The sequence below is a fragment of the Streptomyces sp. NPDC051976 genome (assembly GCF_040680795.1).
In the GTDB taxonomy this organism is placed as follows: Bacteria; Actinomycetota; Actinomycetes; order Streptomycetales; family Streptomycetaceae; genus Actinacidiphila.
Genome location: NZ_JBFAXL010000002.1, coordinates 37,107 through 62,119 on the forward strand (window position 1 = coordinate 37,107; position 25,013 = coordinate 62,119).

Annotated in this window: 27 protein-coding genes; 11 read left to right on the forward strand and 16 right to left on the reverse strand. The window is 73.4% G+C overall.

Annotation, left to right across the window (positions count from 1 at the left end):
* Positions 1 to 17: 17 nt before the first annotated feature.
* The 13 genes from AB0M29_RS02475 to dhaM all read right to left on the reverse strand — a co-directional run bounded on the left by AB0M29_RS02475 (position 18) and on the right by dhaM (position 9,858).
* Positions 18 to 542, reverse strand: coding sequence for a SigE family RNA polymerase sigma factor (locus AB0M29_RS02475; RefSeq protein WP_365377773.1), 525 nt, complete (start codon positions 540 to 542; stop codon positions 18 to 20).
* Positions 543 to 697: 155 nt separating this feature from the next.
* Positions 698 to 1,573: a DUF1906 domain-containing protein gene (locus AB0M29_RS02480; protein WP_365377776.1), complete on the reverse strand. Its 876-nt coding sequence runs from the start codon at positions 1,571 to 1,573 to the stop codon at positions 698 to 700.
* 145 nt (positions 1,574 to 1,718) lie between these two features.
* Entirely contained in the window at positions 1,719 to 2,909 is a 1,191-nt protein-coding gene (locus AB0M29_RS02485; RefSeq protein ID WP_365377779.1) for a lipid-transfer protein, read from the reverse strand.
* Entirely contained in the window at positions 2,906 to 3,328 is a 423-nt protein-coding gene (locus AB0M29_RS02490; RefSeq protein ID WP_365377782.1) for a MaoC/PaaZ C-terminal domain-containing protein, read from the reverse strand. The genes AB0M29_RS02485 and AB0M29_RS02490 overlap by 4 nt, the downstream gene beginning before the upstream one ends.
* The gene (locus AB0M29_RS02495) at positions 3,325 to 4,272 is read right to left on the reverse strand and encodes an OB-fold domain-containing protein (RefSeq protein WP_365377785.1); all 948 of its coding nucleotides are present in this window, start codon (positions 4,270 to 4,272) and stop codon (positions 3,325 to 3,327) included. The genes AB0M29_RS02490 and AB0M29_RS02495 overlap by 4 nt, the downstream gene beginning before the upstream one ends.
* A 54-nt stretch (positions 4,273 to 4,326) precedes the next feature.
* Positions 4,327 to 5,268 carry a ribokinase gene (locus tag AB0M29_RS02500; RefSeq protein WP_365378555.1) on the reverse strand — a complete coding sequence of 314 codons (942 nt, stop codon included), beginning with the start codon at positions 5,266 to 5,268 and terminating at the stop codon, positions 4,327 to 4,329.
* A gap of 180 nt (positions 5,269 to 5,448) precedes the next feature.
* Positions 5,449 to 5,754: a hypothetical protein gene (locus tag AB0M29_RS02505; protein WP_365377787.1), complete on the reverse strand. Its 306-nt coding sequence runs from the start codon at positions 5,752 to 5,754 to the stop codon at positions 5,449 to 5,451.
* A 440-nt stretch (positions 5,755 to 6,194) separates the two neighbouring features.
* Entirely contained in the window at positions 6,195 to 6,968 is a 774-nt protein-coding gene (locus AB0M29_RS02510) for a hypothetical protein (protein WP_365377789.1), read from the reverse strand.
* A gap of 511 nt (positions 6,969 to 7,479) precedes the next feature.
* Positions 7,480 to 7,710, reverse strand: coding sequence for a hypothetical protein (locus tag AB0M29_RS02515; protein ID WP_365377792.1), 231 nt, complete (start codon positions 7,708 to 7,710; stop codon positions 7,480 to 7,482).
* A gap of 58 nt (positions 7,711 to 7,768) precedes the next feature.
* Entirely contained in the window at positions 7,769 to 8,008 is a 240-nt protein-coding gene (locus AB0M29_RS02520; protein ID WP_365377794.1) for a hypothetical protein, read from the reverse strand.
* Positions 8,009 to 8,122: 114 nt separating this feature from the next.
* Positions 8,123 to 9,109, reverse strand: a complete 987-nt coding sequence (locus AB0M29_RS02525; RefSeq protein ID WP_365377796.1) for an aldo/keto reductase — start codon at positions 9,107 to 9,109, stop codon at positions 8,123 to 8,125.
* 46 nt (positions 9,110 to 9,155) lie between these two features.
* Complete coding sequence (locus tag AB0M29_RS02530; protein WP_365377798.1) at positions 9,156 to 9,482, reverse strand: HPr family phosphocarrier protein; 327 nt, start codon at positions 9,480 to 9,482, stop codon at positions 9,156 to 9,158.
* Positions 9,466 to 9,858 carry a dihydroxyacetone kinase phosphoryl donor subunit DhaM gene (dhaM, locus tag AB0M29_RS02535; RefSeq protein ID WP_365377801.1) on the reverse strand — a complete coding sequence of 131 codons (393 nt, stop codon included), beginning with the start codon at positions 9,856 to 9,858 and terminating at the stop codon, positions 9,466 to 9,468. Before dhaM ends, AB0M29_RS02530 begins: the two co-directional genes overlap by 17 nt.
* 58 nt (positions 9,859 to 9,916) lie before the next feature.
* Here dhaM and AB0M29_RS02540 point away from each other — a divergent pair, with 58 nt between their 5' ends.
* From AB0M29_RS02540 to AB0M29_RS02560, 5 genes are all read left to right on the forward strand, one after another.
* Complete coding sequence (locus tag AB0M29_RS02540; RefSeq protein ID WP_365377804.1) at positions 9,917 to 10,693, forward strand: IclR family transcriptional regulator; 777 nt, start codon at positions 9,917 to 9,919, stop codon at positions 10,691 to 10,693.
* Positions 10,694 to 10,960: 267 nt separating this feature from the next.
* On the forward strand, positions 10,961 to 11,731 hold the full coding sequence (locus AB0M29_RS02545; protein ID WP_365377807.1) for an aquaporin: 771 nt from the start codon (positions 10,961 to 10,963) through the stop codon (positions 11,729 to 11,731).
* Complete coding sequence (gene dhaK / locus AB0M29_RS02550) at positions 11,728 to 12,729, forward strand: dihydroxyacetone kinase subunit DhaK (protein ID WP_365377810.1); 1,002 nt, start codon at positions 11,728 to 11,730, stop codon at positions 12,727 to 12,729. The genes AB0M29_RS02545 and dhaK overlap by 4 nt, the downstream gene beginning before the upstream one ends.
* A 115-nt stretch (positions 12,730 to 12,844) precedes the next feature.
* Positions 12,845 to 13,462 (forward strand): dihydroxyacetone kinase subunit DhaL, encoded by a 618-nt coding sequence (dhaL, locus tag AB0M29_RS02555; protein WP_365378557.1) that lies wholly within the window; start codon positions 12,845 to 12,847, stop codon positions 13,460 to 13,462.
* A gap of 175 nt (positions 13,463 to 13,637) precedes the next feature.
* The gene (locus AB0M29_RS02560; protein WP_365377814.1) at positions 13,638 to 15,323 is read left to right on the forward strand and encodes a putative PEP-binding protein; all 1,686 of its coding nucleotides are present in this window, start codon (positions 13,638 to 13,640) and stop codon (positions 15,321 to 15,323) included.
* A gap of 78 nt (positions 15,324 to 15,401) precedes the next feature.
* Here AB0M29_RS02560 and AB0M29_RS02565 read toward each other — a convergent pair whose 3' ends face one another.
* The gene (locus AB0M29_RS02565; protein ID WP_365377817.1) at positions 15,402 to 17,009 is read right to left on the reverse strand and encodes an MFS transporter; all 1,608 of its coding nucleotides are present in this window, start codon (positions 17,007 to 17,009) and stop codon (positions 15,402 to 15,404) included.
* Positions 17,010 to 17,134: 125 nt separating this feature from the next.
* Here AB0M29_RS02565 and AB0M29_RS02570 point away from each other — a divergent pair, with 125 nt between their 5' ends.
* The 4 genes from AB0M29_RS02570 (at position 17,135) to AB0M29_RS02585 (ending at position 20,386) form a co-directional block, all read left to right on the forward strand.
* Entirely contained in the window at positions 17,135 to 17,665 is a 531-nt protein-coding gene (locus tag AB0M29_RS02570; protein ID WP_365377819.1) for a MarR family transcriptional regulator, read from the forward strand.
* A 127-nt stretch (positions 17,666 to 17,792) separates the two neighbouring features.
* On the forward strand, positions 17,793 to 19,115 hold the full coding sequence (locus AB0M29_RS02575) for a diacylglycerol kinase family protein (protein ID WP_365377822.1): 1,323 nt from the start codon (positions 17,793 to 17,795) through the stop codon (positions 19,113 to 19,115).
* 115 nt (positions 19,116 to 19,230) lie between these two features.
* A complete protein-coding gene (locus AB0M29_RS02580) occupies positions 19,231 to 19,755 on the forward strand; it encodes a phosphatase PAP2 family protein (protein ID WP_365378560.1) in 525 nt (174 codons plus the stop codon).
* 76 nt (positions 19,756 to 19,831) lie between these two features.
* Entirely contained in the window at positions 19,832 to 20,386 is a 555-nt protein-coding gene (locus AB0M29_RS02585; protein ID WP_365378562.1) for a YciI family protein, read from the forward strand.
* A 48-nt stretch (positions 20,387 to 20,434) separates the two neighbouring features.
* Here AB0M29_RS02585 and AB0M29_RS02590 read toward each other — a convergent pair whose 3' ends face one another.
* A complete protein-coding gene (locus AB0M29_RS02590) occupies positions 20,435 to 21,088 on the reverse strand; it encodes a response regulator transcription factor (RefSeq protein ID WP_365377824.1) in 654 nt (217 codons plus the stop codon).
* Positions 21,089 to 21,092: 4 nt separating this feature from the next.
* Complete coding sequence (locus AB0M29_RS02595) at positions 21,093 to 22,421, reverse strand: histidine kinase (RefSeq protein ID WP_365377826.1); 1,329 nt, start codon at positions 22,419 to 22,421, stop codon at positions 21,093 to 21,095.
* Positions 22,422 to 22,659: 238 nt separating this feature from the next.
* Here AB0M29_RS02595 and AB0M29_RS02600 point away from each other — a divergent pair, with 238 nt between their 5' ends.
* Both AB0M29_RS02600 and AB0M29_RS02605 read left to right on the forward strand, forming a co-directional pair.
* The gene (locus AB0M29_RS02600) at positions 22,660 to 23,829 is read left to right on the forward strand and encodes an abortive phage infection protein (protein ID WP_365377828.1); all 1,170 of its coding nucleotides are present in this window, start codon (positions 22,660 to 22,662) and stop codon (positions 23,827 to 23,829) included.
* 146 nt (positions 23,830 to 23,975) lie between these two features.
* A complete protein-coding gene (locus AB0M29_RS02605; protein ID WP_365377830.1) occupies positions 23,976 to 24,974 on the forward strand; it encodes a DJ-1/PfpI family protein in 999 nt (332 codons plus the stop codon).
* The last annotated feature ends 39 nt before the right edge of the window (positions 24,975 to 25,013 follow it).

Here is a 25,013-nt window from a genome sequence, read left to right on the forward strand (position 1 = left end):
GCGGGGTCACGGATGCGTCACGCCACGCACAGCTCCAGTTCCGGATCGTCACGGAGCTTGCCGAGGGCGCGCGAGACCGCGCTCTTGACGGTGCCGACGGAGACGCCCAGCGCCTCGGCGGTCTGCACCTCGCTCATGTCCTCGTAATACCTGAGGACGACCATGGCGCGCTGCCGCGGAGGCAGCCTGCCGACGGCCCGCAGCAGGGCGTCACGCTGCGCCTGCTGCTCCACCAGGTCGGGTCCCGAGGTGCCGGCGGGCTCCGGCACCTCGTCGGTGGTGAACTCGTCCACCTTGCGCTTGCGCCACTGGGACGTGCGCGTGTTGACCAGGGTGCGGCGGACGTAGCCGTCCACGGCACGGTGGTCCTCTATCCGGTCCCACGCCAGGTACGTCTTGGTCAGCGCGGTCTGCAGCAGATCCTCTGCGTCGGAGGGGTTGGGGGTCAGGGAACGCGCGGTCCTCAGCAGCGTCGGGCCCTTGGTGCGTACGTAGGCCGTGAACTGCGTCGAATCGGCGCTGGTGCACACAGGCGTGGTCATGGCTCCACGCTAGGAGCCGAGGTACCCCGTGCGGATCGGCCGGAGGTGCCGAAACGGGATCACTCTCAGGTCGTAGGACGGGGGCTGTCCCCACCCCCCGAGGGGGGATCCGGGGGTAGGGGACCCCCAAGGGATCCACCCGATGGCGCCGGGGTTCAGACCTGGCCCACGGGTGCGTCGAGCAGGTCGCGGTCGATGGTCAGGCGGTAGCCGCCGTACGACTCGGTGACGCTGCCCGTGTACTGGTGGATCCGCGCGTGCGGGGTCCACGCGGACGAGGCCAGCGACGGCTCGTCGGTGAGGTTCGCGGCCACGCCCCAGCGCGCGTACCAGACGGCCTCCGGCAGATCGGGCGTACCGGCCCTGCGGGCCTGTTCCATGTGCGTGACCCCGGAATCGGCGCTGCTGTAGAAGGCGGGCACATAGCCCAGCGCCCGCACCTGGCGGTCCCAGCCCCGCACATAGCTCAGGGTCGCGGCGGCGCAGCTCGCGTTCGTGTAGTCGTACGCCTCCATGTCGAGGTAGAGCGCGCTGCCCGCGGTGAGGCCGACGGCGGCCGCGGTCTGCACGGCGTCGCTGCCCTCGGAGGTGCCCTGCGCCGCGGGGCGGCTGGTGTCGATGCGGTAGGGGTTCTTGTTCGACCCGTTCACGCAGGGGCTCTGCGATCCGACGTAGATGGGCAGCATGTTCCAGCCCGCGGCGCTGTTCTGCTGGACCCAGTCCTTGTTCAGATTGGTCTGCGAGGAGCAGGCGCGCGCCCGGCCGCCGAAGTAGATGCCGACCGCGCGATACGGGGAGCTCGCCCGCCAGGCGCGCATGGCGGCCAGGGAGGGTGCCTGGCAGGCGTCAAAGCCCTTGCCCTGGAAGATCCGGGGAACCCCGTCGCGGCCGCGGCCATGGCCGTAGCCGTGACCGTGCCGGTGGCCGTGGCTGTGCCGGTGGCCGTGGCCGTGGCCGTGGCCGTGCCGGTGGCCCTCGGTGTACGCGGCGGCGGCGGACGCCTCGGGGAGCAGCAGGCCGGTGAGCGTCAAGACAGCGATAACGGCATAACGGATAAACCTATTTCTTTGGCGCATTTCGTGAGTTAACGCGGGCGGCAGCCCGGGGCGACGGAGACACGCCGCTGATCGACCGTACGGATCAGCCGTGCGCGGGCACCGTCTCCGACGTTGCGGATCAGCCGTCGGCGGACAGGATCAGGCCGGAGGTGGGGACGCCGGTTCCGGCGGTGACGAGGACGTGGGCGGCGGACGGCACCTGGTTGACGCTGGTGCCGCGCACCTGGCGGACCGCCTCCGCGATGCCGTTCATGCCATGCACATATGCCTCCCCGAGTTGGCCGCCGTGGGTGTTCACCGGGAGGCGGCCGCCCAGTTCGAGGCCGCCGTCGGCGGCGAAGTCGGCCGCCTCGCCGCGGCCGCAGAAGCCGAACTCCTCCAGCTGCATCAGCACGAACGGCGTGAAGTGGTCGTAGAGCACCGCCGTGTCGACCGCGTCCGGCCGGAGCCCGCTGGTCCGCCACAACTGCCGTGCCACCACCGCCATCTCGGGCAGCCCGGCCAGGTCGTCCGCGCCGCGGTAGTAGCTGGTCATCTGCTCCTGCGCCCGCCCCGCCCCCTGCGCGGCCGCGGTGATCACCGCAGGGCGGCGCCGCAGGTCGCGTGCCCGCTCCACCGAGGTCACCACGACCGCCTGGCCGCCGTCGGTCTCCTGGCAGCAGTCGAGCAGCCGCAGCGGCTCCACGATCCAGCGCGAGGCGGCGTGGTCGGCCAGGGTGATCGGGCGGCCGTGGAAGTACGCGGCCGGGTTGTTCGCCGCGTGGCGGCGGTCGGCGACCGCGACATGGCCGAAAACCGTCGCATCCTTCCCATAAACCGACAGATAGCGCTGGGCGGCCATCGCCACCCAGGACGCCGGGGTGAGCAGCCCCGACGGCAGGTTCACGCCCAGCGCCGCGCCCTCGGCCGACGGCTCGCGCCGCACCACCCCGGAGCCGAACCTGCGCCCCGAGCGCTCGTTGAAGGCCCGGTAGCAGACCACCACCTCCGCGATCCCGGTCGCGACCGCCATCGCCGCCTGCTGCACGGTCGCGCAGGCCGCGCCGCCCCCGTAGTGGACGCGGGAGAAGAACGACAGCTCGCCGATGCCCGCCGCCTGCGCCACCGTGATCTCCGGGCTGGTGTCCATCGTGAACGTCACCATCCCGTCCACGTCCGCCGGCGTCAGCCCCGCGTCGTCCAGCGCCGCCCGCACCGCCTCGACGGCCAGCTTCAACTCGCTGCGCCCGGAGTCCTTGGAGAACTCGGTCGCCCCGATCCCCGCGACGGCCGCCCGGCCGCCGAGCACGTCACGGCTGCGCACGCTCATCGGGCTGCCCCCTCGGGGAGTTCCGGGGCGGACTCCGCCGGGAGTTCCACCGTGACGGTGCCGGTGACATGGTTTCCGAGCGCGTTGGCGCCGGTGACCGCGACGGTCGCGGTCCGGCCCGCGAGCGCCGTGACCGTACCCGTCAACTCCATGGTGTCGCCGGGGTAGTTGGGCGCTCCCAGCCGGATACGGACGGCCGTGATCACCGCGTGCGGGCCGAAGTGGGCCGACACATAGCCGCCCACCAGGCCGTTGGTGGTGAGGATGTTCATGAAGATGTCGGGCGAGCCCTTGGCGTGGGCGAGTTCCTGGTCGTGGTGGACGTCCTGGAAGTCGCGGGTGGCCAGCGCGCCGGAGACCACCAGCGTGCGGGTCACCGGGACGCTGCGCGGCGGCAGCGTGTCGCCGACGGCGGTCATCCGGCCGCCTCCGTCCCGGCGGCGCGGAAGACCGGCACGGTCAGGTCGCCGTCCACCACCTGGAAGTCCAGCACGACGGGCGCGCCGACCCGCACCTTGTCGCACGGGACGCCGACCACATTGCCCAGCAGCCTTACGCCTTCGGCCAGTTCGACCAACGCGACCGCGTAGGGCGGGTCGAAGGCGGGGAACGGCGGGTGGTGCATCACGACGTACGAGAAGACGGTGCCGGGCCCCGCGGCCGGGAGCGTGTCCCACTCGGGGGAGCCGCAGGCGTTGCAGCCGGGGAGCCAGGGCAGGCGCAGGGTGCCGCAGCCGGTGCAGCGCTGGATGAGGAGTCGGCGGTCCCGCTCGATCGCCTGCCAGTAACCGGCGTTGTCCCGGTTGACGACCGGGCGCGGGCGGCGGGGGGCCTCGGCGGGTGGCGGCGTCGCGGGCGAGGGGCGCTTGGCCGCCGGGGCGTACTTGAGGACCCGGAAGCGGTGGGTGCCGGCGAGCACGCCGTCCGCACGGATGTCCGTGCGGGTGGTGAGGAAGTAGCCGGTGCCGAGCGCGGTCGTCTTGCGCGGCGAGACCGCCTCGACGACCCCGTTGTAGCTGATCAGTTGGCCGGGACGCAGCGGCGCCAGATACTCCTGCTCGCAGTCGGTCGCGACGATGGAGCGGTAGCCGGCCGCGTCGAGCAGGCCGAAGAGGTCGTCGTAGGTGGAGGTGCGGCCCGCACCCGGAGCGTGGCCGGACAGGCCGCCCATGATCCACACCTGCAGCATGGTGGCGGGCGCGCTGCCGTCCGGCGGTACGGGGTGGCCCATCGCCTCGCACCAGTGCCGGATCATGGGGGTGTTGACGGGGTCCTTGCCGGTGCCGTGCTCGACCATGGTGCGGCCCTCGTAGGCCCGCAGTTCCTCGTAGAGCGGGTCCCGCTCGCCGCTGGCATCCGGCATCGCCGACCGACCCCCTTCCCGTGCACCATTTCTGACTGACCGTCAGATTCGGCCTCAGGGGCGGGCTCTGTCAATGCCCGGGTCCGTCGCCAAAAGTTTTCCACAGGCTGTGGACGAAAGTTGCGCACCGCTTTCCTGTACGGCCGCGGCGCCCGCCCGCACCGCCCAGCGGGCCGCCGCGACCAGCCCGTCCCCCTCCGCCAACCGCCAGGCCAGCGCCCCGGTGAAGGCGTCCCCGGCCCCGGTGGTGTCCACGACCCGCACGCGTACGGCCGCCAGCCGTGTCGTACGGCTCCCCTCCGCCGTCCGCTCGACCACGACCGCTCCGACGCCGCCCAGGGTGACGACGGCGGACCGCACACCGAGCCGCAACAGGTCCTCCGGCTCGGCCTCGCCGCCCTCGCCCGCACCGCCGAGCAGCACCCGCATCTCGTGCTGGTTGACCACCAACGGGTCCGCGGCGGCGAGGAGTTCGCCCGCCCGGTGGGAGTCGGCGCTGAGCGCCTCGGGCGGTGACGGGTTGAGCACCAGCCGGGCGCCGGTCCGCTCCGCCGCGCGGGCCGCCGCCCGTACCGCCGCGATCGGCACCTCGCACTGCGCGGACACCACGCGGACGCCCTTGCGCACCGCCCGTTCGACCTCGGCCTCCGTCAGCGCCGCGTTGGCGCCCGCGGCCACCACGATGGTGTTCTCGCCGTCGGCCGCCACGGTGATCAGCGCGAGGCCGGTCGGCGCCTCAGGAGCCACCCCGAGGGCCGAGGTGTCCACCCCCGCGGCCCGCAGCCCGGCGGTCAGCCGCTCGCCGTGGGCGTCCGCCCCGACCAGCCCGCACAGGCCGACCCGGGCGCCCAACCGGCCCGCCGCGACCGCCTGGTTGGCGCCCTTCCCGCCCGGGTGCGTCTCGGGGCCCGCCGTGCCCAGCACGGTCTCACCGGGCGCCGGATGGCGTGCCACCCGCACCACGAGATCGGCGTTGACCGACCCGACCACCAGCAGCGCCACGTCGCCGTCCACGTCGCCGTCCACGTCCCCGTCCGCTTCCCCGCCCGCGTGCCCGTTCACCCACCCATCCTCCCGCGGGACACGATCGCGCGGCGGCACATGACGTGCCGCCGCGCGTTCGGCTCACCGGCCGGACGGCATCGCGCTCCCCCAGGCGCGCACGCCGCCCTCACCTCACCAGAGCTGCGCGAAGTGGATGTTGACGTTGTCCTGGTCGATGGCGGTGAAACCGGAACCGGCCACGCTCGCCGTGTTGTTCTGGTTCGACGCACCCGCGCCCGTCGCCGCCTGCTGGGTCGTCGTCACATTGCCGAAGTTGGCCCCGTTCACATTGCCGCCGGAATTGCTCACCACCGTCGCGTTCGAGTGGCCACCCGCGAAAGCGCCGTCGTCAGCCGCGGCGCTTCCGGCGAACAGCACCGCCGCGAGCGGCAGTGCGGCGACGGCGGCCAGGACACGGACGGTACGGATGCTTGCCATGGTGTTCCCTCCAGGGGAATCGAGCTGAGCTGAACTGGATCGGGCTGAACTGTCGTGCTGAGCAGTGCGGTTGGCCGACCGCGCCGCCGTTTCGTTCGTACGGCGTCGCCGAGTCCAGAGTTGCCCAGGCCATCCCCGCGGAACGCACCCGGTTCGTCGTTTTCCCCCGCAAGCGTGACGATCTGTCGACAAACCCGTTAACTGACCGTTTTGCCCTCTCTTCACCCCTCGGCCGACCCATGACCGCGGCACAGCCCTTGTCCCGCCTACGCATAAACGTTCCGGCAGATTTTCGGCCAAAACCAGCCAGCGCCCACACCCGGGGCATGGGTGTGGGCGCTGGCCGACGCGGACCTCGGCAGGGAGGCTGCCGTCAGTTACCGCCGATCAGTTGCCGGTCAGTTGAGGCCGGTCTTTCGAAGCCGGTCTGTCGAAGCCGGTCAGTTGAGGCAGAGGAAGAGCAGGCACACCTGCGTCGGCGAGGTGCTCGCGGTCGACGGCGGCGTCTGGGCCGTGCTGGTGGGCGCGCTCGCGCCCGTGGTGCTGCTCGGCGCCGGGGCCTGCGTCGTCGTGGTCGGCGCGGGGGTCTGGGCCTGGGCGCTGCCCGTGGCGTGCTGCACCTGGGTGTGCGTGCCCGCGGCGGAGCGGGTCGTCGTGGTGTGCTGCCGCACCGGGGCCGACGGTGTCATCGGGTACGTGGCGGTGTTGTTCGGCCGCGGGCTCGACGTCGCCGCCGGGTGGACGGTGACCGTGGTGTGCTGCTGCGCGGCGGCCGGCTTCGACGAGTGCGCGGCCATGTGCTGCGACGCGTCGGCCTCCGGCTGCACGCCGGTCGAGTCGGTGCTGGTGCTCGTCAGCGACGACACCGGGGTCCCGTCGTCCGACGAGGAGGCCGTGGTGGACTGGCCCTTGGAGGAGTTGTCCGGCAGCGCGGCGGCGGTCAGCGCGCCACCGACGATCGCCACGGCCGTGGCGGCCACGGCACGGCGCTTGTTCTTCCTCCACTGCTCCAGCTGCCTGCGGCGGTCCGCCCGTCCCCGCCCGCGCCGGGATATCGGGGGCAGCGCGTACGCGTCGTCGGAGGACCCGGCGACCGGCGCCTCGGCCTCCTCCATCGCCGCGCCGTCGCTCTCCACGCTCTCCAGCCCCACGCCGCTCAGCTCCGGGCCACCGAAGACCGAGCTGTCCCCGTCGTGCAGGGGCCCCGCGTGCATGCCCGAATACGCCGGACCCGCGTGCGCCGGGCCTGCGTACGCCGAACCCGCGTGTGCCGGACCCGCCTCAGGGAACTGCTCGCCGCCGTAGCTTCCCCACGGCCCGGGAACGCTCGCCAGCGGGTCGGACATCGGGGCGGGAGCCATCACAGAGGTGACCGGACTCATCGTGGCGGGCTGTGCGACCGCCGGGCTCTCGAAGCGGTAGGCAGGCGGAGCGATGTCCGGGGCATAGGCACCGCACCCCGGGCACACCAGGGCCCCATTGAGGTTCCTGCGGCACGAGTAGCAGTAGTCCATGGGAATCTCTCTGTGCTGACGGTGCCGTCAGGGTCGCTGACGGCCGGTTCACGTAAGTGCACGATCAGGCGCCGAAAAACTAACAGCCCGGACGGAAGAGGCTGCGAGGTAGTTGTGATGCTTTCGCAAAGATCGCCTACCGGTTGTGCGTCAGCCCGGCGGAACCCCCCGCGATGGGGGAGTTGCCCTGATCTGGTGCCGTACCCCGTCGTCAGAGGAGGTGCAGTTGGTATGTCCTGCTGTGCCCCGGCCGGTGGCTCAGCACCCCTTTGCGCTCCATTGCCCGTAGATGGTGGACCACCGACGAAGGACTGCTGAGCCCGACGGCGGCGGCTATCTCCCGCACGGTCGGCGGATAGCCGTAGTCGTCCATCCAGTCCCGCATCACCTTCACGATGGCCTCCTGCCTGGCCGTCAGGAACTCCGACCCCGCCCCGTCCATGGCCGCGCCCCTTCTTCGTCCACACCCGCCCTGCCCACCACCGCGGGCCCGCCCGCGCTCACACCCCGCCCCTCTCCTCCGCCCGCACCACCTCCCGCAACGCCATCCGCGCCTCCGGCGCCCGCCCCGCATACGTCGCCCAGTGCGGATGCGTCGACACCCGCACCGACAACCGCTGCAACCGCCGCCGCAGCACCGTGCTCTGCGCGGCGGAGCATGACCTGTCCGCCAACAGTCCGCACACGACATACCAGTCCCGCTGAGCCTCCAGCAGGTCCTGAGGGAAGGAGTACGCCATGCCCCAGATTCAAGCACGTGTTCGAATTAATGCGCAGCACACGAACGGGTGAACCCCGCCACCTGATCGTCCGGGCGGCGGGGCAGGCGGCGGGGCAGGGGCTCGGGCGAGGCGCTACGACCAGGGCAGCTGGGACCTGTGCGTCCAGTAGTCGTCCGGGGTCTCGGCGAGGGTGGCGAGCCGGGTGAGGTGCTCGGTGCTCAGGTGGACCTCGGTGGCGCGCAGGTTGGCCGCGAGCTGGGCGGTGGTCACCGCGCCGGACAGCACGACGTCGGCCCAGGGCCTGCGGAGCGCGGCGGCCAGGGCGACGGCGTCGCAGGACGCGTAGGTGGCCGCGGCGATCGCGACGAGCTCCGGATGGGGCCGGGGCCCGGTCAGGGACTGGGCGAGGCGGCCGTTGGCGAGAGCCTCCTTGACCACGACCGTCCGGCCCGCCGCGTGGGCCTCGGCCAGCGCGGGCTCCGCCGAGGTCTCGAGCAGGTTCCAGGTGGACTGCACGGTACGGAAGAGGGGTTCGCCGTCCACGCTCACCTCCAGCGCGGCGCGGATCGCGTCGGCCTGCCGCGGACCGCTGGTGGTCAACCCCACCCTGACGCCCCCGGCGGCGAGTTCCGCGAGGCGGCGGTGCAGGACGGGATCGGTCAGCGCGGTGCTGTCCGGGGTGACCGAGTGGACCTGGTAGACGTCGAGCCGGTCGCCCAGGAGCGCGCGGGTCTCGGCGATCTGCCGGTCGTAGGTCGCGGCGCCGTGGTCCTTGACCTCGTGCGCCTCGGCGTGGACGCGCCAGTCGGCGGTGTAGGTGTAGCCCCACTTGCTGGCGACGGTGAGGTCCTGGAGCTCGCCGCCACCGCGCAGCCAGTCGCCGAGGAACTCCTCCCCGCGGCCGTACGAGCGGGCGGTGTCGACGTAGCGGACGCCGCGCGCGTACGCGAAGTCCAGGAGTTCGTACGTGCGTTGGCGCAGCGCGGCGACGGTGCGGCCGGCCTCCGGGGGCAGGTCGTCCGCGCGGCCGGTGGTGATGTAGCCGGGGCGGCCGACGGCGGCCAGGCCCAGCCCGATCCTGCTCGTCGGCCCGTGCGACGGCTCACGTTCCGTGATCATGGTCGGCGGCTCTTTCGTGACGGCGGCGGGTGGGCGGGGAGCCAGGCTATTCGGCGGTGGCGAGGATCTCCGCCAGCGCCGCGGCGGCCGCTTCCGCGCCGGGGCCCTGCGCCCGTACCGTCACGGTGCTCCCTGCCGTGGCGCCCAGCGCCATCACGGCGAGGACGCCGGTCGGGTCGACCGTACGGGCGCCGAACTCGAGTTGTACGGCGCAGTCCAGGCCGGCGGCGGCGCGGGCGAGGCGGCCCGCGGGCCGGGCGTGCAGGTTCGCGGGCAGCACCACGCTGATCTCGTGCCGCGCGAGCGCCGGGTCGTCGTGCGGCGACGCGGGCGCGGTGGACTCGGCACTCGGGGACTCAGAGCTTGGGGACATTGCGGGCCTCCTCGGCGGCTTTGACGACGGTCTCCAGGTCGGCGCCGGACGCGGCGGTCACCACGGCGGCGACGGCTCCCTCGACGAAGGGCGCGTCGACGATCACGACATCGGTACGGGGGTGGTCCTCCAGCACGGTCAGCGCGGTGAGGACCGAGCTGCCGAGGTCGGGGAGGACGACGACACCCCCACCGCGGTCGGCCTGCTGGATCGCGGCGAGGACCAGGTCGTAGCTGGTGCCGATGCGGCCGTCGTCGGTCCCTCCCGCGGTCGCGAGGGAGACGTCGTCGGAGCCGATCTGCGCCACCAGACCGCGCAGTCCGGCGACGAGTTCGGCGCTGTGGGATACGAGTACGATTCCGACAGGTGCTCTCATGAACGCCTACCGTAGATCTCGGAACGCTGTTCAGCAATAGTGAATCAGGGGTTACTTCATGGTGCAGGCGGTACAGCGCGCGGTCCAGATCCTCCGGGAGCTCGCGTCGACGGGCCCCCGGCTGGGTGTGACCGAGCTGGCCGACCGCCTCGGCGTGGCCAAGCCGACCGTCCACGCACTGCTGCGCACGCTGGAGACCGAGGGCCTGGTGGTCCAGGACCGGGACAGCTCCAAGTACCAGCTCGGCCCCGACCTCGTACTGCTCGGCAACGCCTATCTGGACACCCAGGAACTGCGCACCCGCTCGCTGACCTGGGCGGATCAGCTGGCCACCCGGGCGGGCGAGGCGGTGTGGGTGGCCGTGCTCAACGGCGACCACGTGCTCGTGGTGCACCACGCCTTCCGCCCGGAGGGGGCGGTGCAGATCCTCGAGGTCGGCGCCAGCATCCCGTGGAGCACCTGCGCGCTGGGCAAGGCCGTGGTCGCCTTCGCCCCCGCCGCCGAGCGCGAGCGCCTGCTCGCGGCCGAACCCGCGGTCCTGACCGGCGCCAGCATCACCGACCGGGCGGCGCTGGAACGCCAGCTCGACGAGGTGCTCGCGACGGGGTACGCACTGGAGGACCAGGAGTCCGCGATCGGTGACGCGGGGATCGCCGCGCCCGTCTTCGACCGCTCGGGCGAGGTGGTCGGCGCCATCGGCATCGTCGGTCCCGTCGAGCGCCTGCTCGCGGAAACCGCACGTCAGGAGCTTGCCGTGACGGTACGGGAGACCGCGCGCAGCCTCTCGCGCGACCTGGGCGCGCCCCGCGGGACCGCCCGCCGCGCCACCGCCTGACCGGCCGCCCGCCCCGCGACCCGCCCGGCGACCCACCCCGCCGCCCGCCTCCCCGGGCCCCCTTTCCGCCATCGGCCCCACGGTCGTCACCGTGGGGCCGATGCGCACATCTCGGACAACTCTCCGCTCCGGACCCCTTGACACCCGTGAAACGCGGGCTTAACTTCCGAACATCGTTCAGTAATGATGAACGTCACTCGCGGAAGCGAAATATTCCTCAGTGCGGAGGAGGTGAGCGCCCGAGCCGCCGCTCGGCCGGGCGCCGTCATGGAAGAGAACACGTACCCTCAGAAGCTTCTCGCCGAATTGCTGGGCACCGCGATGCTGGTGTTCATCGGCGTCGGATCGGTCCCCGCCACGCTGATAATCGGCGGCACAGCCCCGTTCACCATGGCGGAACTGGGCATGATCTCCCTCGCGTTCGCCACCGTGGTGGTCGCCATGGTCTACGCGATCGGCCACATCTCCGGCTGCCAGATCAACCCGGCGATCACCCTGGCCCTGGCCGCCACCGGGAAGATGCCCTGGCGGGACGTCCCCGGCTACATCGCCGCCCAGGTGACCGGTGCGCTGGTGGGAGCCCTCGCGATCATCGGCGTCCTGGGCCACAAAGCGGCGGACGTCGGCCTCGGCATCGCCTCGTACGGGCCGCAGACCAGTGTCGGCCACGCGTTCTTCGCCGAGGCCGTCGGCACCTTCATCCTGGCCTTCGTCGTCTTCGGGGCCATCGACCGGCGGGCGGCCGGCGGTTTCGCCGGACTGGCCATCGGCCTGGCCGTCTTCGCCATCATCATCCCGGTCGCCCCGGCCACCGGCGCCTCCATCAACATGGCCAGGACCCTCGGGCCCATGGTCATCGGCCAGTTCTTCGGCTCCACGGTCCACTGGAACCAGTTGCCGGTCTACCTGGCCGCCGAGGCCGTGGGCGCGGTCGCCGCCGGAGTCCTCTACGCCGCCCTCAACGCCCGCCGCCTGCCCGCCGGTTCGGCCGGGGAGCCGTCCCCGCAGGTGGCGCCCCGCGAAGGAGTCCTGTCATGAAGAAACTCATCAACAGCCCCGAGACGGTCCTCGACGACGCCCTCGCCGGGATCGCCGCCGCGCACCCCGAACTGAGCGTCGACCGCGCGAACAAGGTGATCTCCCGCGGCGCGGGCGGCGGCAGACCGGGCAAGGTCGCCCTTGTCTCCGGTGGCGGCTCCGGCCATGAGCCCCTGCACGGCGGCTTCGTCGGCCCCGGCATGCTCGATGCCGCCTGCGCGGGCGAGGTGTTCACCTCGCCGGTGCCCGGGCAGATGCTCGCCGCCGCGAAGGCCGTCGACACCGGCGCCGGTGTGGTCTTCATCGTGAAGAACTACACAGGTGACGTACTGAACTTCGAGATGGCCGCCGAACTCGCCGTGGAGGAAGGCGTCAGCGTCGAGACGGTCCTGGTCGACGACGACGTGGCCGTCCAGGACTCCACCTGGACCGCGGGCCGGCGCGGCACCGGGGCCACCGTCTTCGTCGAGAAGATCGCCGGGGCCCTCGCCGAACAGGGCGCCGACCTCGCGACCGTGGTGAAGGCCGCCCGCGACGTCAACGCCGCCTCCCGGTCCTTCGCCGTCGCCCTGACCGCCTGCACCACACCCGCGGCGGGCAAGCCCGGCTTCGACCTGCCGGAGGACGAGATCGAGATCGGCGTCGGCATCCACGGCGAGCCGGGCCGCCGCCGCGACAAGCTCCGTACCGCCAAGGAGATCGTGGCCACCGCCCTGGACGCGATCCTCGCCGACCAGCCGCTCGCCGCGGGCGACCGCACGATCGTCATGGTCAACGGCCTGGGCGCCACACCCCTGCTGGAGTTGTACGTGGTCTTTCACGAGGTCGCCGCCGCGTTCGCGGAGCGGGGCATCGTGATCGCGCGCAGTCTGGTCGGGAACTACGTCACCAGCCTGGACATGGCGGGTGTTTCGGTCACCGTGTGCCGGGCGGACAGCGACATGCTGTCCCTGTGGGACGCGCCCGTGGACACCCCCGGCCTGCGCTGGGGAGCCTGAGGGGAACACGGCGGGGCCCGGGTTTCCCTGCCACCCGGGCCCCGGCCCCGTCCCCCGTCCCCATCGCCCCATCCCCTCCCCCCGCCGACCCCCTGAGAACGGAGACCCCGTGGACATCGACCGCGCCCGCGCCTGGGTGCAGGCCATCGCCGCCGCCGTAGCGAAGAACAAGGACCTGCTCACCCAGCTCGACTCGGCCATCGGCGACGCCGACCACGGCACCAACATGGACCGCGGCTTCTCCGCCGCCACCGCCGCCCTGGCCGACTCCGCACCCGAGACCGTCGGGGCCGTGCTGGTCACGACGGGTACGACGCTGATCTCCGTGGTCGGCGGCGCCTCGGGACCGCTGTACGGCAGCGCCTTCCGCGCCCTCGGCAAGGCGCTGGACACCCCGGTCGCCGACACCGAGCAGTTCGCCGTGGCGCTCGCCGCCGGTCTGCAGAGCGTGCAGAAGCTCGGCGCGGCGACGCCCGGGGACAAGACCATGATCGACGCCTTCACCCCCGCGCTGGCCGCCTTCCGGCTCGCGGCCGACTCCGGCGGCGACTTCGCCGCGGCGGCCCACGCCGCGGCCGACGCCGCCGAGGAGGGCATGCGGGCGACCACGCCCATGCAGGCCCGCAAGGGCCGCGCCTCCTACCTCGGCGCCCGCAGTGTCGGCCACCAGGACCCGGGCGCCACGTCCACCGCCCTCATCTTCCGCGCCCTCGCCGACACGGTGGCGCCCTGATGCCCGCCCGCCGAGACGGTCGCGCCCGGATGGCCCCCGCCACGACGCCCCGCCAGGACGGCCGCACCCCGACGACCCCCGCGACGACGCCCCGCCGACCGGGCGGCGCCCTGACGGCCCCTGCCACGGCGCCCCGCCAGGACGGCCGCAGTCGCGCTCGTACGGTGGCCGCCTCATGACCCGGCACGCCTACCCCGGCCACCCCGCGTCGCCCGGTACGGCGCTGGGCGTCCTGCACCGCACCGACCGGCCGCGTACGCACAGCGCGCTGCCGCGCCGTACCGCGGGCGATCCCGCCGCGCAGGTCACCGAGGCATTCGACGCCGTCGCCGCCCGGCTGCAGGATCTGTCGGCGGCGCTGCGCGAGCAGGGCAAGGACGAGCAGGCCGACATCATGGAGGTCAACGGCTACATCGCGCTCGACGGCGACCTGCGCGGGCAGGCGGTCGCCCGGGCCCGCGAGGGCCAGCCGGTGGCGGTGGCCATCCGGCAGGCCGTCGACAGCTACGCCGGACTCATCGGCGCCCTCGACGACCCGACGCTGGCCGAACGCGCCGCCGACGTACGGCAGGTGGGCCGCCAGGCGCTGGCCTGGCTGCACGGCGACACGGGCCCCGCGCCCGACCAGCCGCTGGTGCTGGTCGCGCACGAGGTCGGCGCGGCCGATCTGCTGGAACCCGGCCGCACGGTGATCGCCGCCGCGTCGGTGACCGGCGGCCCCAACTCGCACGCCGCCATCGTGGCGCGCTCGCTGGGCATACCCCTGCTGCTGGCGGTGGACCCCCAGCTCCTCGATCTGCCGGACGGGCAGGAGATCCTGCTCGACGCCGAGCGCGTCACCGCCGTCATCCACCCCGACCCCGAGGAACGCGCCGCCGCGCTGCACGCGATGGACGCCGCCCGCACCCGGCGGCTCGCCCTCGCCGGGGAACGCCATCTGCCCGCCGAGACGCTCGACGGCCACCGGGTCGTGCTCAGGGCGAACGTGGCCACACCCGCCGAGGCGCGCGCCGCCCTGGCCGCCGACGCCGAGGGGGTGGGCCTGCTCCGTACCGAACTGCCCTTCCTCCAGGCGGCCGACTGGCCCACCGAGAGTCGGCACGCGGCAGCCCTCGTACCGGTGCTGCGCGCGCTGACCGGTCAGCCGGTGACCGTCCGCACCCTGGACTTCGCCGACGACAAGCTGCCGCCGTTCCTGTCGAAGGGGCGCGAGGGCCAACGCCTGGGCCGCGGGCTGCCGTTGATGCTCGCGCGGCCCGACGCCTTCGCCGACCAGTTCCGCAGCCTGCTGCGGGCGGGCGCCGAGACGGACCTGCGGATCATGATCCCGATGGTCGCCGACGTGGGCGAACTCCGCGCCTGCCGTGCCCTCCTCGACCGGGTGGCCGCCGAACTGGGCGTCACCGCACCGCCGTTGGGCATCATGGTGGAGCTGCCCGAGGCCGTCGCCGCGGCCGACGCCCTGGCCCGCGAGTCGGCCTTCTTCTCGATCGGCAGCAACGACCTCACCAGCCAGATCCTCGGCCTGGACCGACGCGACCCGGCGGCGACACCGGCGCTGGCCGCGCACCCCGCCGTACTGCGCGCCATCGCCACGGTCGTCGAAGCCGCCCACCGGTACGGCCGCCAGGTCTCCGTGTGCGGGGACGCCGCCGCCCATCCCCTGGTCACCCCGCTGCTCCTCGGCCTCGGCTGCGACAGCCTGTCCGCCGCTCCGGCCGCGCTCGACGAGGTGCGCGCCCGTATCCGCCGCCTGCGCCACGACACCTGCGCCTCGGTGGCCGCCACCGCCCTCAGCTGCCCGTCCGCCGAGGACGTCTGGGATCTCGTCCGGCGGGACTGCCAACCGGCGCTGCCCTGACCGGAGTTGATCCATCTGGCGAGAGCGGGCGGCGCCCGGGACCTTTGGGGAGGTCCCGGGCGCCACTCGTGTGCGGTCTCAACTCGCGTTCGCGGCGCTCGTCTCGCGCGCCGGCTGGGCCCGTTCCTCCGGCGGCGGTGTGCCGCGCTCCGGCCGGAAGCCGATGAGCAGCGCCGCCGTGCCGAGCAGTGCGAATCCCGTCGTCCACACGGCGGCGACATGCATGGCGTGCAGGAACGCGGAGTCGGCGGCGCGGGCGAGGTGGGGGTCGTGCCGGGCGGCCGCGACATGGCGGGCGAACTCGGCCGAGACCCGGGCCTGTCGCTGCTCCGGAACCGGAAGTCCGGTCAGCGAGCCGTCGATCGAGCGCCGGTAGACGATCGCGGTGATCGTGCCGCCCGCCGCGATGCCCAGCACGCTGCCGGTCTGCCGCAGCGCGCTGTTGACCGCGCTGCCCGCCCCTGCCTGCTCCCTGGGCAGCGAGCCCAGCACCGCGCCCGTGACCGGGGCGATCACCATGCCGATCGCCGTGCCCTGGACGAGCATGGCCACGGAGTACCAGGCGATCGGGGTGGTCGCGCCGAACTGGGTGAGCGAGCCCATCGCCAGCGCGGAGACGGTCAGCGCGAGCGAGCAGACCAGCAGCACGGACGTCCGGCGGGTCAGGCGTACGGCGACGGGCGCGCCGACGACCACGCCGAGCGCCGCGGGCAGCGAGAGGAACGAGGCGTGCAGCGCCGAGTAGTGGCGGGCGCCCTGCAGATAGAACGCCTGGTAGAAGGAGCCCGCCGTGAGCGCGACGAACACCATCATCAGGGCGGCGTTGCCCGCGGCGAACCGCCGCTGGGTCAGCAGCCGGGGGTCGAAACTCCGGTGGGAGATGCGTAGTTCGACGACCACGAAGACCGCGATCAGCGCCAGCCCCGCCGCGACGCACCCCCACACCGGCGGCTTCCCGAAGGACGCGTCCTGACCGGCGCGGATCAGACCGTACGCGAGCAGCCCCAGGCCGCCGGTCGACAGCACCATCCCGGCCGGGTCCAGCCGACGGGCCTGCGGACTGCGGGAGTTGGGCACGTACCGCGCGATGAAGACGAGGCCGACGAGGACCACCGGCACGTTGACGAGGAACACCGACCCCCACCAGAACCGGGCCAGCAGCGCCCCGGCCAGGATCGGCCCCGCGGCGATCCCGACCCCGGCGAAGGACGACAACGTGCCGAAGGCGGCGGGTCGTTGGGCGGGCTCGAAGGTCCAGCTCACCACTGCCATGGTGGCCGGAACGAGCAGGGCGGCCCCGACGCCCATCACCGTACGTGCGGCGATGAGCTGGCCGGGGGTGGAAGAGTACGCGGCCAGCGCCGAGGCGGCGCCGAACAGCGACATGCCCGCCAGCAGCGTGTTGCGGTGCCCGAACCGGTCGCCGAGCGCGCCGCCGGTGAACATCAGCCCCGCGAAGGCCAGCGTGTAGGCGCCCGTCGCCCACTGCAGCTGGCCGGGCGTGGCGCCCAGGCCGCGAACCGGGTCGGCCAGCGTCTCGAAGGCGGTGGACAGGATGGTGCCGTCGAGCCAGATGAGTACCTGGGCGAAGACGAGGACGCCGAGGATGATCCGCTGCCGGGACGGCGGCGGGGTCGAGGACGAGCCCGCCGGCGCGGCCGCCGGCGGTGGCGTGGTGGGTGGCATACGTGATGACCTTCGGTCGAAAGCGGTGGCGCGCGGCCGCGCGCTAGGATCGACAGGTACCTGACGTTCTGACCATCGTGGCGAATCGTAAGGTTCCTGTCAATCATGAATGTGGAGGACGTCACATGGGCACGGGCATCGGCACGGGCGCCGACACGGGCGAGGAGCGCCGCGACTGGGTACTGAGCTTCCTGGTCCGCCACACCTGGCTCAGCATGCGCGCGGCGATCGGCGCCGAACTCGAGGAGTTCGGCCTCACCGTCCCGCAGTTCGCCACGCTGATGACGGTACGGATGCACCCCGGCACGTCGATCGCCCAGTTGGCCCGAGCGGTCGGCAGCACCCGTCAGGCCGCCAACGAGATGCTGGCCGGGCTGGAACGCGACGGCCTGATCACCCGCTCCCCGCACCCCACCGACCGCCGCACTCACCAGCTCCACATCACCCCCCTCGGCACCACCCGCTACGAAGCCGCGCTCCCCGCCGTCCAGCGCCGCGAGGCCGAACTGGAGGCGGGCCTCCCCCCGGAACAGCGCGACACCGTCATCGCCTGGATGACCTCGGTCGCCCTCGCCTGCGGCGAACCGGCCTCGGGGTCGGGGTCAGGACCGGGGTCAGCGTCGGGGCCGGGGTCGGGGTCGGCTCCGGAGAGCTGAGACCGGAGCCGGGGGTGGGGCCGGAGGCGGGGTCGGCCCCGGCCGTTCGTGCCCCCGACTGGCGTACCGCCGTTTGCCGCGGCTGACCGGCGCGCGGACGATCGAGATCGGACCCGAGGGGGCGCCGATGACCACGATCGCCCGTGCCAGGCTGCTCGCGCGGGTCGCGCTGCTCTGTGCGGTGGCGGCCATCGCGGTGCTGCTGGCGTTCGCCGGGACGCGCACCGCGCTCGTGGTGCTGGCCGGGCTCGCCGGACTGGCGCTGGCGGCGGCGGGGATCTGGTGGGCACTGGCCCGGCGCGGCCTCATCCGCGTGCTGGGCTCCCTGCTGGCGCTCGCGGCACCCGCGGCCGTCCTGGTGCTGTACGCGAGTACGAACCTGCTGCTCACCGCGACCGCCTCGGTGGCGCTGTGGGCGGTCGCCGCGGGCTGCGCCCAACTCGCGCTGCGCGTCGACCGGCCGCGGCACCGGATGCCCGCGGTGCGCGGCGAACCCCCGCGACGGCCGGTGCTGATCATGAACCCGCGCTCCGGCGGCGGCAAGGTGGAGAAGTTCGGCCTCGCCGACAAGGCGCGGGCGCTCGGCGCCCAGGTGGTGCTGCTCGACACCACGACGCACCAGGACGTGGCGGCGCTCGCCCGCCAGGCGCTGGCCGAGGGCGCCGACCTGCTCGGAGTCGCGGGCGGAGACGGTACGCAGGCGCTGGTCGCGGCCGTCGCCGCCGAGCACGACATCCCCTTCCTCGTCATCTCGGCCGGTACCCGCAACCACTTCGCCATGGACCTCGGCCTGGACCGCAACGACCCCGCGGCCTGCCTGGACGCCCTCACCGACGGCGAGGAACTCAAGGTCGACCTCGGTACGGTCGCCGGACGCGCCTTCGTCAACACCGTCTCCTTCGGCACCTACGCCGAGATCGTGCAGAGCCCGGCGTACCGCGACGCCAAGGCGACCACCGCGCTCGACGCCCTGCCCGACCTGCTCGACACCCGCTCGGGCAAGGGGCTGCGCGTGGAGATCGACGGCGCTCGCCCGGAGACCCCGCAGGCGCTGCTGGTGAGCAACAACCCTTACGGCGCCGCCGAACCCGTCACCGCCGGGCGCCGTCCCCGGCTCGACACCGGCACCCTGGGCGTCCTCGGGCTGCGGGTGACCAGCGCCGCCCAGGCCGCCGACCTGGCCCTTCGCGGCCAGCGCGCGACCGGGATCAGCGTGACCACCGCCCACACACTCGTCGTGTCGGCGGCGGAGCCCACCATTCCGGTCGCCGTGGACGGCGAGGCGCTCACCCTGCCCGTCCCCGTCCACTGCGCCATCCGGCCGGGCGCCCTGCGGGTACGGGTCCCCCGGCACCGCCCCGGTGTCCCCGCCGCCGCCCACCCCCTGCGGTGGCGGCGCGTACGTCAACTCGCCTTCGGGCACGGCGAGGAGGACTCCCGTGAGCAGTAGCAGCCGTCCGAACGGCCGTAGCGCGGTCCATCGGCTGGGCCGGCGCCTGGGCCGTGGCCGCCTGAGCCGGAGCCGCAGCCGTCTGGCGCGCAGCCCCCTGCTCACCGACCTGTCGATGCTCGACCAGGCGCTCTACGCGGCCGTCGCCGCCACTCCCACCCCGACGCTGGACACGAACCTGCGGCGGCTCAGCTCCGCCGCGGACCACTCGAAGCTCTCCTTCGCCGTCGCCGCCGCGCTGGCGCTACGACCCGGGCGGCCGCGCGACGCCGCGCTCCTGGGCGTCGCCGCCATCGGGGTGGCCTCGGCGAGCGCCAACCTGCTGGGCAAGACCCTGGTCCGCCGCCCCCGCCCGGACCCGGTGAACGTCCCCCTCGGCCGCCATGTCCCCATGCCCATCTCCGCCTCCTTCCCCTCCGGCCACACCGCCTCCGCCTTCGCCTTCGCCGCCGCGGTCGGGTCCCGCTACCCCTGGTCCGCTGCGCCCCTGGGCATGCTGGCCACCGCCGTCGGCTACTCCCGTGTCCACACGGGCGTCCACTACCCCGGTGACGTCATCGCGGGCGCGCTGCTGGGCGTGGCCAGCGCGGCGACGGCCACCATCCTGGCCCCGGGGCTCGGGCTCGACCCGCCCTGCTGAGCCGCCCCGTTCACCTCGTCCGCCGGGCCCGGGAAAATGGCGCGCGGCGGCGAGGCGGGGTGTGAAGACTGAGGGGATGGAGTTCCTCTGCTACCACCGCGACCGGCCCGACTCCCTGGCACTGCGCGAAGAGCTGCTGGAAGCGCACTGGTCCTACATGGACCAGTACGCCAAGGAGATGATCGCCCGCGGACCGACCATGGCCGACGACTGGGACACGCCCACCGGCAGCGTGCACATCCTCGACCTCCCGGACGCCGCCGCGGCCCGTGCCTTCGCCTTCGACGAGCCCGGCTACCAGGCGGGCATGTACCGCGACGTGATGCTGCGCCGCTGGCGCAACACCCTGGGCCGCACCATGTGGGACTTCCCCGGCGGCCGCACCGGCGGCACCCGCTACCTCGTCCTCGGCCTCGGACCGGGCACCGGCGAGCCCGCCGACCTCGAACTCCCCGACGACCGGGACGAACTCATCGCCTACGGCCCCCTGCTCGCCGACGACGGCACCACCTGGCTCGGCACCGCCGTCCTCCTGCGCGCCCCCGACCCGGCCACCGCCCGCGCCGTCCTCACCGAGGACCGCTACGCCGCCATCGAGGTCCACAACTGGCAGTTCGGCGGCCGCCCCTGAGGCGCGTCCGCAGTCCGTGCCCTCGGCCTCCAGGCGGCAACTCCCCGGCTACGGGCGCGGATCGGCGTCGTGGGTGAGAAGGGCGAGCTGGACGCGGTTGTCCAGGTCGAGTTTGGCCAGGGCGCTGGAGAGATGGGCCTTGACCGTGCCGACGGAGAGGTGGAGGCGGGCGCCGATCTCGTTGTTGGACAGCCCGTCGGCGACCGCCACCGCTACGTCGCGCTCCCGCTCGCTGAGCAACGCCAGACGTAGGCGGGCCTGTTCCGCCCGGTCGCCGGAACCGGTGGCCGCGTGCGCTATCAGCGCGCGTGCCGCAGGCGCCGACAGGGTGGGCTCGCCGAGCGCGGCACGCCGTACCGCCTCGACAATCTCCTCCGGTGCCGCGTGCTTGACCAGGTAACCAGCCGCGCCCGCACGCATCGCCTCCAGGACCAGGGAGTGCTCGTCGAACGTGGTCAGCACGATCACCCGCGGCGCCTGGTCACCGCGCGCGGTGAGTTCGCGGGTGGCGGCGAGGCCGTCCATGACCGGCATCCGGATGTCCATCAGCACCACGTCGGGTGTGTGGGCGCGGACCGCGGCGGCCGCCTCCACGCCGTTCGCCGCCTCCCCGACGACGTCGATGCCGTCTGCCCCGCGCAGCATCAGCCGCAACCCCGTCCGTACCAAGGGGTCGTCGTCTGCCAGCAGTACCCGGATCACGGCCTCACCTCTCGGGCCACGGTAGCCGGGCGCACAGCGTGAACGTGCCGTCCACCGCGGCATGGTCGAGAGTGCCGCCCTCCAGGTGGACGCGTTCGGCGAGGCCGGTCAGCCCGGCGCCCGCACCCGGGATCGCCGCACCGCGGCCCGAGCCCGGCCCCGTACCCGAGCCCGAACCCGTACGTGTGGGCAGTTCGTTGCTGACCTCCACCGTCAGATCGCGGCCGGGCCCGCCACTCAGCCGCACGCTGACACGCGCGCCCGGCGCGTGCTTGCGGGCGTTGGTCAGCCCCTCCTGGGCCACGCGGTACGCGGTCCTGTGCACCTGCGGCCGCAGGTCGCCGACGGCATGAACGGCCAGGTCGGCGCGGTAGTCCACCGGCTGCCCGGTCGCCCGCGCGTCCGCCACCAGCCCGCCGATGTCCCCGATCCGCGGCAGCAGCGATGCCGGCTCGCCGCCGTCGTCCTCCGCCCGCAGCAGATACAGCACCTCCTGCAGCTCCTCCAGCGCCTGATGCGCGTTGCCCCGGATCACCTCGGCGCTCTCCGCGACCTCCACGCCGCTGAGTGCGGGCCCGACCGCCGCCTCCGCCTGCCGGGTCCGGTAGGCCAGCGCCCCCGCGTGCACCGAGACCAAGGAGATACGGTGCGCCAGCACGTCGTGCATCTCCCGGGCGATGGCCTGTCGCTCGCTACGACGGGCGTCGGCCATCCGCCGCCGGTGCTCGGCCCGGGCCCGCTCCGCGTCCTCCCGCAACCGCTCCACCAGCAGCCGCCGCGAGTGCAGCGCGTGGCCGCCCGCGAAGGCCGCCAGCAGATACGCCAGCGACAGCGCCCCGCTGATCCACAGCTCGTCCCCCGTATCGGAGATCAGCAGCCCTGACGGCACCACGCACACCACGTACGCCCCCAGCGTCCACAGCGCCCGCCGCCAGGGCACCCGCAACGCCAGATTCGCCACGATCACCGCCCCCGCGGGCAGCGCACTCGTCGCCAGCGCCACTGCGGGCAGCCCGATCAGCGCCACGGCGAACGGCCAGCGCCGCCGCCACCACAGCGCCAGGCACGCCACCAGCCCCAGGAACGGGTCCAGGTCGATCGCCCACCCGGCCACGGACCCCTGCTCCTTGACCACCCCGAGCACGACCAGCCCCAGGAAGACGGCCGCGGCGAAGACGAGCGTGTCCACGAGCCAGTCCCGGGCCGACCGGGAGCGCCTGGCACGCGGGGCGGCCGCGCTCTTGGCGGAGAGCGCGGACCCAGCGCGGTCGAGCCCGTCACCCGTGGCCGGACCGGCGCCCTCGGCAGCTGCGGGATCGGGACCGTTCGTCATGACACGAGCGTAGGCGGGCGGGCAGCGACGGCGCCTCGGCCGAATGGCCACTCTCTTCCGTCGATCGGCCAGCTCCTTTCCGCCGGTCGGCCAGCCATTTCGTGGACATTCGGCGAATGGTGCCCGCCGCCGGGTTCCCGCAGGCTGCTGACATCGGGTACCGGCGGGCACGGCCGCCGGGAGACGGGTCGCCGGTGCACGGCGGCCCGACGCCACGGCACGGACGGGGAGAGACGACATGGGTGCGAGGCAGCTCAGCAGGGCGCGGTTCCTGGGGATCGCGGGGGCCGTCGCGGTCGGGGCGGCGACGGTGGCCGCCGGGCAGGCGGTCGCGACGGGACGAGGGCGCGGCGGCACGCCGCATACGACGGCCACCGGGCAGCGGCCCGCGCCGAAGCCCTCGGCGCCCGGCGGGGTGCGGTATCGGGGGGTCGTGTACGAGGTGGGGGAGGGTGAGACGCCCGCGACGGCGTGGAGCCCGACCCGTACCCAGGCCGACATGCGGGCCATCCGCCGCGACCTGCACGCCGACACCGTCAAGATCACCGGCGACGGTGTCGAGCGCCTCACCCGCAGCGCGGCCGAGGCGGCCGAACGCGGCCTGCACATATGGCTGGAGCCGACCCTCGGCGACGTGCCCGCCGCCGACATCCTCGCCCACCTCGCCGAGACCGGCCGCTACGCCGAACGCCTGCGCCGCCAAGGCGTCCGGGTGCATCTGAACGTGGGCTGCGAGTTCCTGCTCTACGTCCCCGGCATCGTGCCCGGCGCCACGGCGCAGGAACGCATCAAGAACCTGCTCAAGGGCGCCTACGACCCGGTGAAGACGGCGAGGCTGCTGCGCGAGTTCACCGCGCGGGCCGCCGCCGTCGGCCGTTCCGTCTTCCACGGGCCGCTGTCGTACGGCGCCGCGCAGGATGAGGACGTCGACTGGAAGCTGTTCGACCTGGTGTGCGTCGACTACTACGGCTACTACCCCGACCGCGCCGGCCACCTCGCCGAACTGCGCAAGTATCTCCGCCCCGGAAAGCCGCTGGCCATCACCGAGTTCGGGTCCTGCACTTTCAAGGGCGCCCCGAAGCTGGGCGGCATGGCCTGGGACGTCGTCGACTACGACACGACGCCGCCGCAGATAAAGAAGGGCCTGGTACGCAGCGAGCACACCCAGGCCGCCTACCTGACCGAAGTCTTCGGCGCCTTCACCGAGCTGAACCTCTACGGCGCCATGGCCTACACCTTCGTCACCCCGGACGCCCCGCATCGCACCAACCCACGGCTCGACCTCGACATGGCCGGCTACAGCCTGGTGAAGGTCATACGCGACCACCCGGCCGACCCCAACTCCCCCTGGCACTGGGAACCGAAGGAGTCCTTCCACGCACTGGCAGGAGCGTATGCGCGCCGCTGAGGCCGTGGCGGCCTACCGCGTACCTACAGGGCGGGTGCACGCCCGACGCGCCCGGGGGGCGGGCCCGGACCGGCCGGCCTGACCGTGTCCGGATGTGACAGAAAGCCGTCATTGCGGACGTCGGGGGTCGCGGCGACGATGGACGCATGCCCACCACCACCCGCCTCGTCGTCATCGCGGTCTTCCCCGATGTCGACCTGCTCGACGTCACCGGACCGGCCGAGGTCTTCGCGCTGGCCAACCGGGAGGCGGCGCGGGTCGGGGGCCGGGCGGCGGGGTACGAGGTGCGGCTGGCGGGGCGTACCCGGGGCGAGGTCACCACCTCCGCCGGGGTGCGGCTGGTCGCCGACTGCGCGTTCGCGGAAGTCGGCGGGGTGCTGGACACACTGCTCGTGCCCGGGGCGGTGGAGATGTTGCCCGCTGGGCCGGTCGCCCGGATCGACCAGGACATCGTGGAGTGGATCAAGCAGATCGCCCCGCAGGCCCGCCGGGTGGCGTCGGTCTGCGTGGGCGCCCATCTGCTGGCCGCGGCCGGGCTGCTGGACGGCAGGACGGCCACCACGCACTGGTCGACGGCCGCGCAGTTGGCTGCCGAGAATCCCGCGGTGACGGTCGACCCGGACCCGATCTTCGTACGGTCGGGGAAGGTGTGGACCGGCGCCGGGATCAGCGCCTGCATGGACCTGGCGCTGGCGCTGGTGGCCGAGGACCTCGGCGAGGAGATCGCGCTCGCGGTGGCCCGGCAGTTGGTGATGTACCTCAAACGGCAGGGCGGGCAGAGCCAGTTCTCGGTCCCGCTCAGCCAACCCCCCGCCGCCCGACGGGACATCGACGAGCTGCGGGTCTTCATCACCGACCACCTCGACGGTGATCTGTCCGCGGCCGCGCTGGCCGGGCGGATGTGCCTGAGCGAACGGCACTTCGCCCGGGTCTTCCGCCAGGAGACCGGCACCAGCGCGGCCACCTACGTCGAAGCCGCCCGGGTGGAGGCGGCCCGCCGCCTGTTGGAGAGCACCGACCAGCCCCTGGACCAGGTCGCCACCGGCTGCGGATTCGGCTCCATCGAAACCCTCCACCGGGCACTGCGCAAACAGATCGGCACCACCCCGGCGGCCTACCGCCGCCGCTTCCGCACCACCAACTGACCTCCTCGCTCAACGAATTCGCTCCACGGATCAGCCCCA

Bases quoted from the DNA above. Each gene is read 5' to 3' on its own strand.
- AB0M29_RS02475 (WP_365377773.1), bottom strand. From the start codon at position 542: ATGACCACGCCTGTGTGCACCAGCGCCGATTCGACGCAGTTCACGGCC.
- AB0M29_RS02485 (WP_365377779.1), bottom strand. From the start codon at position 2,909: ATGAGCGTGCGCAGCCGTGACGTGCTCGGCGGCCGGGCGGCCGTCGCG.
- AB0M29_RS02490 (WP_365377782.1), bottom strand. From the start codon at position 3,328: ATGACCGCCGTCGGCGACACGCTGCCGCCGCGCAGCGTCCCGGTGACC.
- AB0M29_RS02495 (WP_365377785.1), bottom strand. From the start codon at position 4,272: ATGCCGGATGCCAGCGGCGAGCGGGACCCGCTCTACGAGGAACTGCGG.
- AB0M29_RS02505 (WP_365377787.1), bottom strand. From the start codon at position 5,754: ATGGCAAGCATCCGTACCGTCCGTGTCCTGGCCGCCGTCGCCGCACTG.
- AB0M29_RS02510 (WP_365377789.1), bottom strand. From the start codon at position 6,968: ATGCACGCGGGGCCCCTGCACGACGGGGACAGCTCGGTCTTCGGTGGC.
- AB0M29_RS02515 (WP_365377792.1), bottom strand. From the start codon at position 7,710: ATGGACGGGGCGGGGTCGGAGTTCCTGACGGCCAGGCAGGAGGCCATC.
- AB0M29_RS02520 (WP_365377794.1), bottom strand. From the start codon at position 8,008: ATGGCGTACTCCTTCCCTCAGGACCTGCTGGAGGCTCAGCGGGACTGG.
- AB0M29_RS02525 (WP_365377796.1), bottom strand. From the start codon at position 9,109: ATGATCACGGAACGTGAGCCGTCGCACGGGCCGACGAGCAGGATCGGG.
- AB0M29_RS02530 (WP_365377798.1), bottom strand. From the start codon at position 9,482: ATGTCCCCAAGCTCTGAGTCCCCGAGTGCCGAGTCCACCGCGCCCGCG.
- dhaM (WP_365377801.1), bottom strand. From the start codon at position 9,858: ATGAGAGCACCTGTCGGAATCGTACTCGTATCCCACAGCGCCGAACTC.
- AB0M29_RS02540 (WP_365377804.1), top strand. From the start codon at position 9,917: ATGGTGCAGGCGGTACAGCGCGCGGTCCAGATCCTCCGGGAGCTCGCG.
- AB0M29_RS02545 (WP_365377807.1), top strand. From the start codon at position 10,961: ATGGAAGAGAACACGTACCCTCAGAAGCTTCTCGCCGAATTGCTGGGC.
- dhaK (WP_365377810.1), top strand. From the start codon at position 11,728: ATGAAGAAACTCATCAACAGCCCCGAGACGGTCCTCGACGACGCCCTC.
- AB0M29_RS02560 (WP_365377814.1), top strand. From the start codon at position 13,638: ATGACCCGGCACGCCTACCCCGGCCACCCCGCGTCGCCCGGTACGGCG.
- AB0M29_RS02565 (WP_365377817.1), bottom strand. From the start codon at position 17,009: ATGCCACCCACCACGCCACCGCCGGCGGCCGCGCCGGCGGGCTCGTCC.
- AB0M29_RS02570 (WP_365377819.1), top strand. From the start codon at position 17,135: ATGGGCACGGGCATCGGCACGGGCGCCGACACGGGCGAGGAGCGCCGC.
- AB0M29_RS02575 (WP_365377822.1), top strand. From the start codon at position 17,793: ATGACCACGATCGCCCGTGCCAGGCTGCTCGCGCGGGTCGCGCTGCTC.
- AB0M29_RS02580 (WP_365378560.1), top strand. From the start codon at position 19,231: ATGCTCGACCAGGCGCTCTACGCGGCCGTCGCCGCCACTCCCACCCCG.
- AB0M29_RS02585 (WP_365378562.1), top strand. From the start codon at position 19,832: ATGGAGTTCCTCTGCTACCACCGCGACCGGCCCGACTCCCTGGCACTG.
- AB0M29_RS02595 (WP_365377826.1), bottom strand. From the start codon at position 22,421: ATGACGAACGGTCCCGATCCCGCAGCTGCCGAGGGCGCCGGTCCGGCC.
- AB0M29_RS02600 (WP_365377828.1), top strand. From the start codon at position 22,660: ATGGGTGCGAGGCAGCTCAGCAGGGCGCGGTTCCTGGGGATCGCGGGG.
- AB0M29_RS02605 (WP_365377830.1), top strand. From the start codon at position 23,976: ATGCCCACCACCACCCGCCTCGTCGTCATCGCGGTCTTCCCCGATGTC.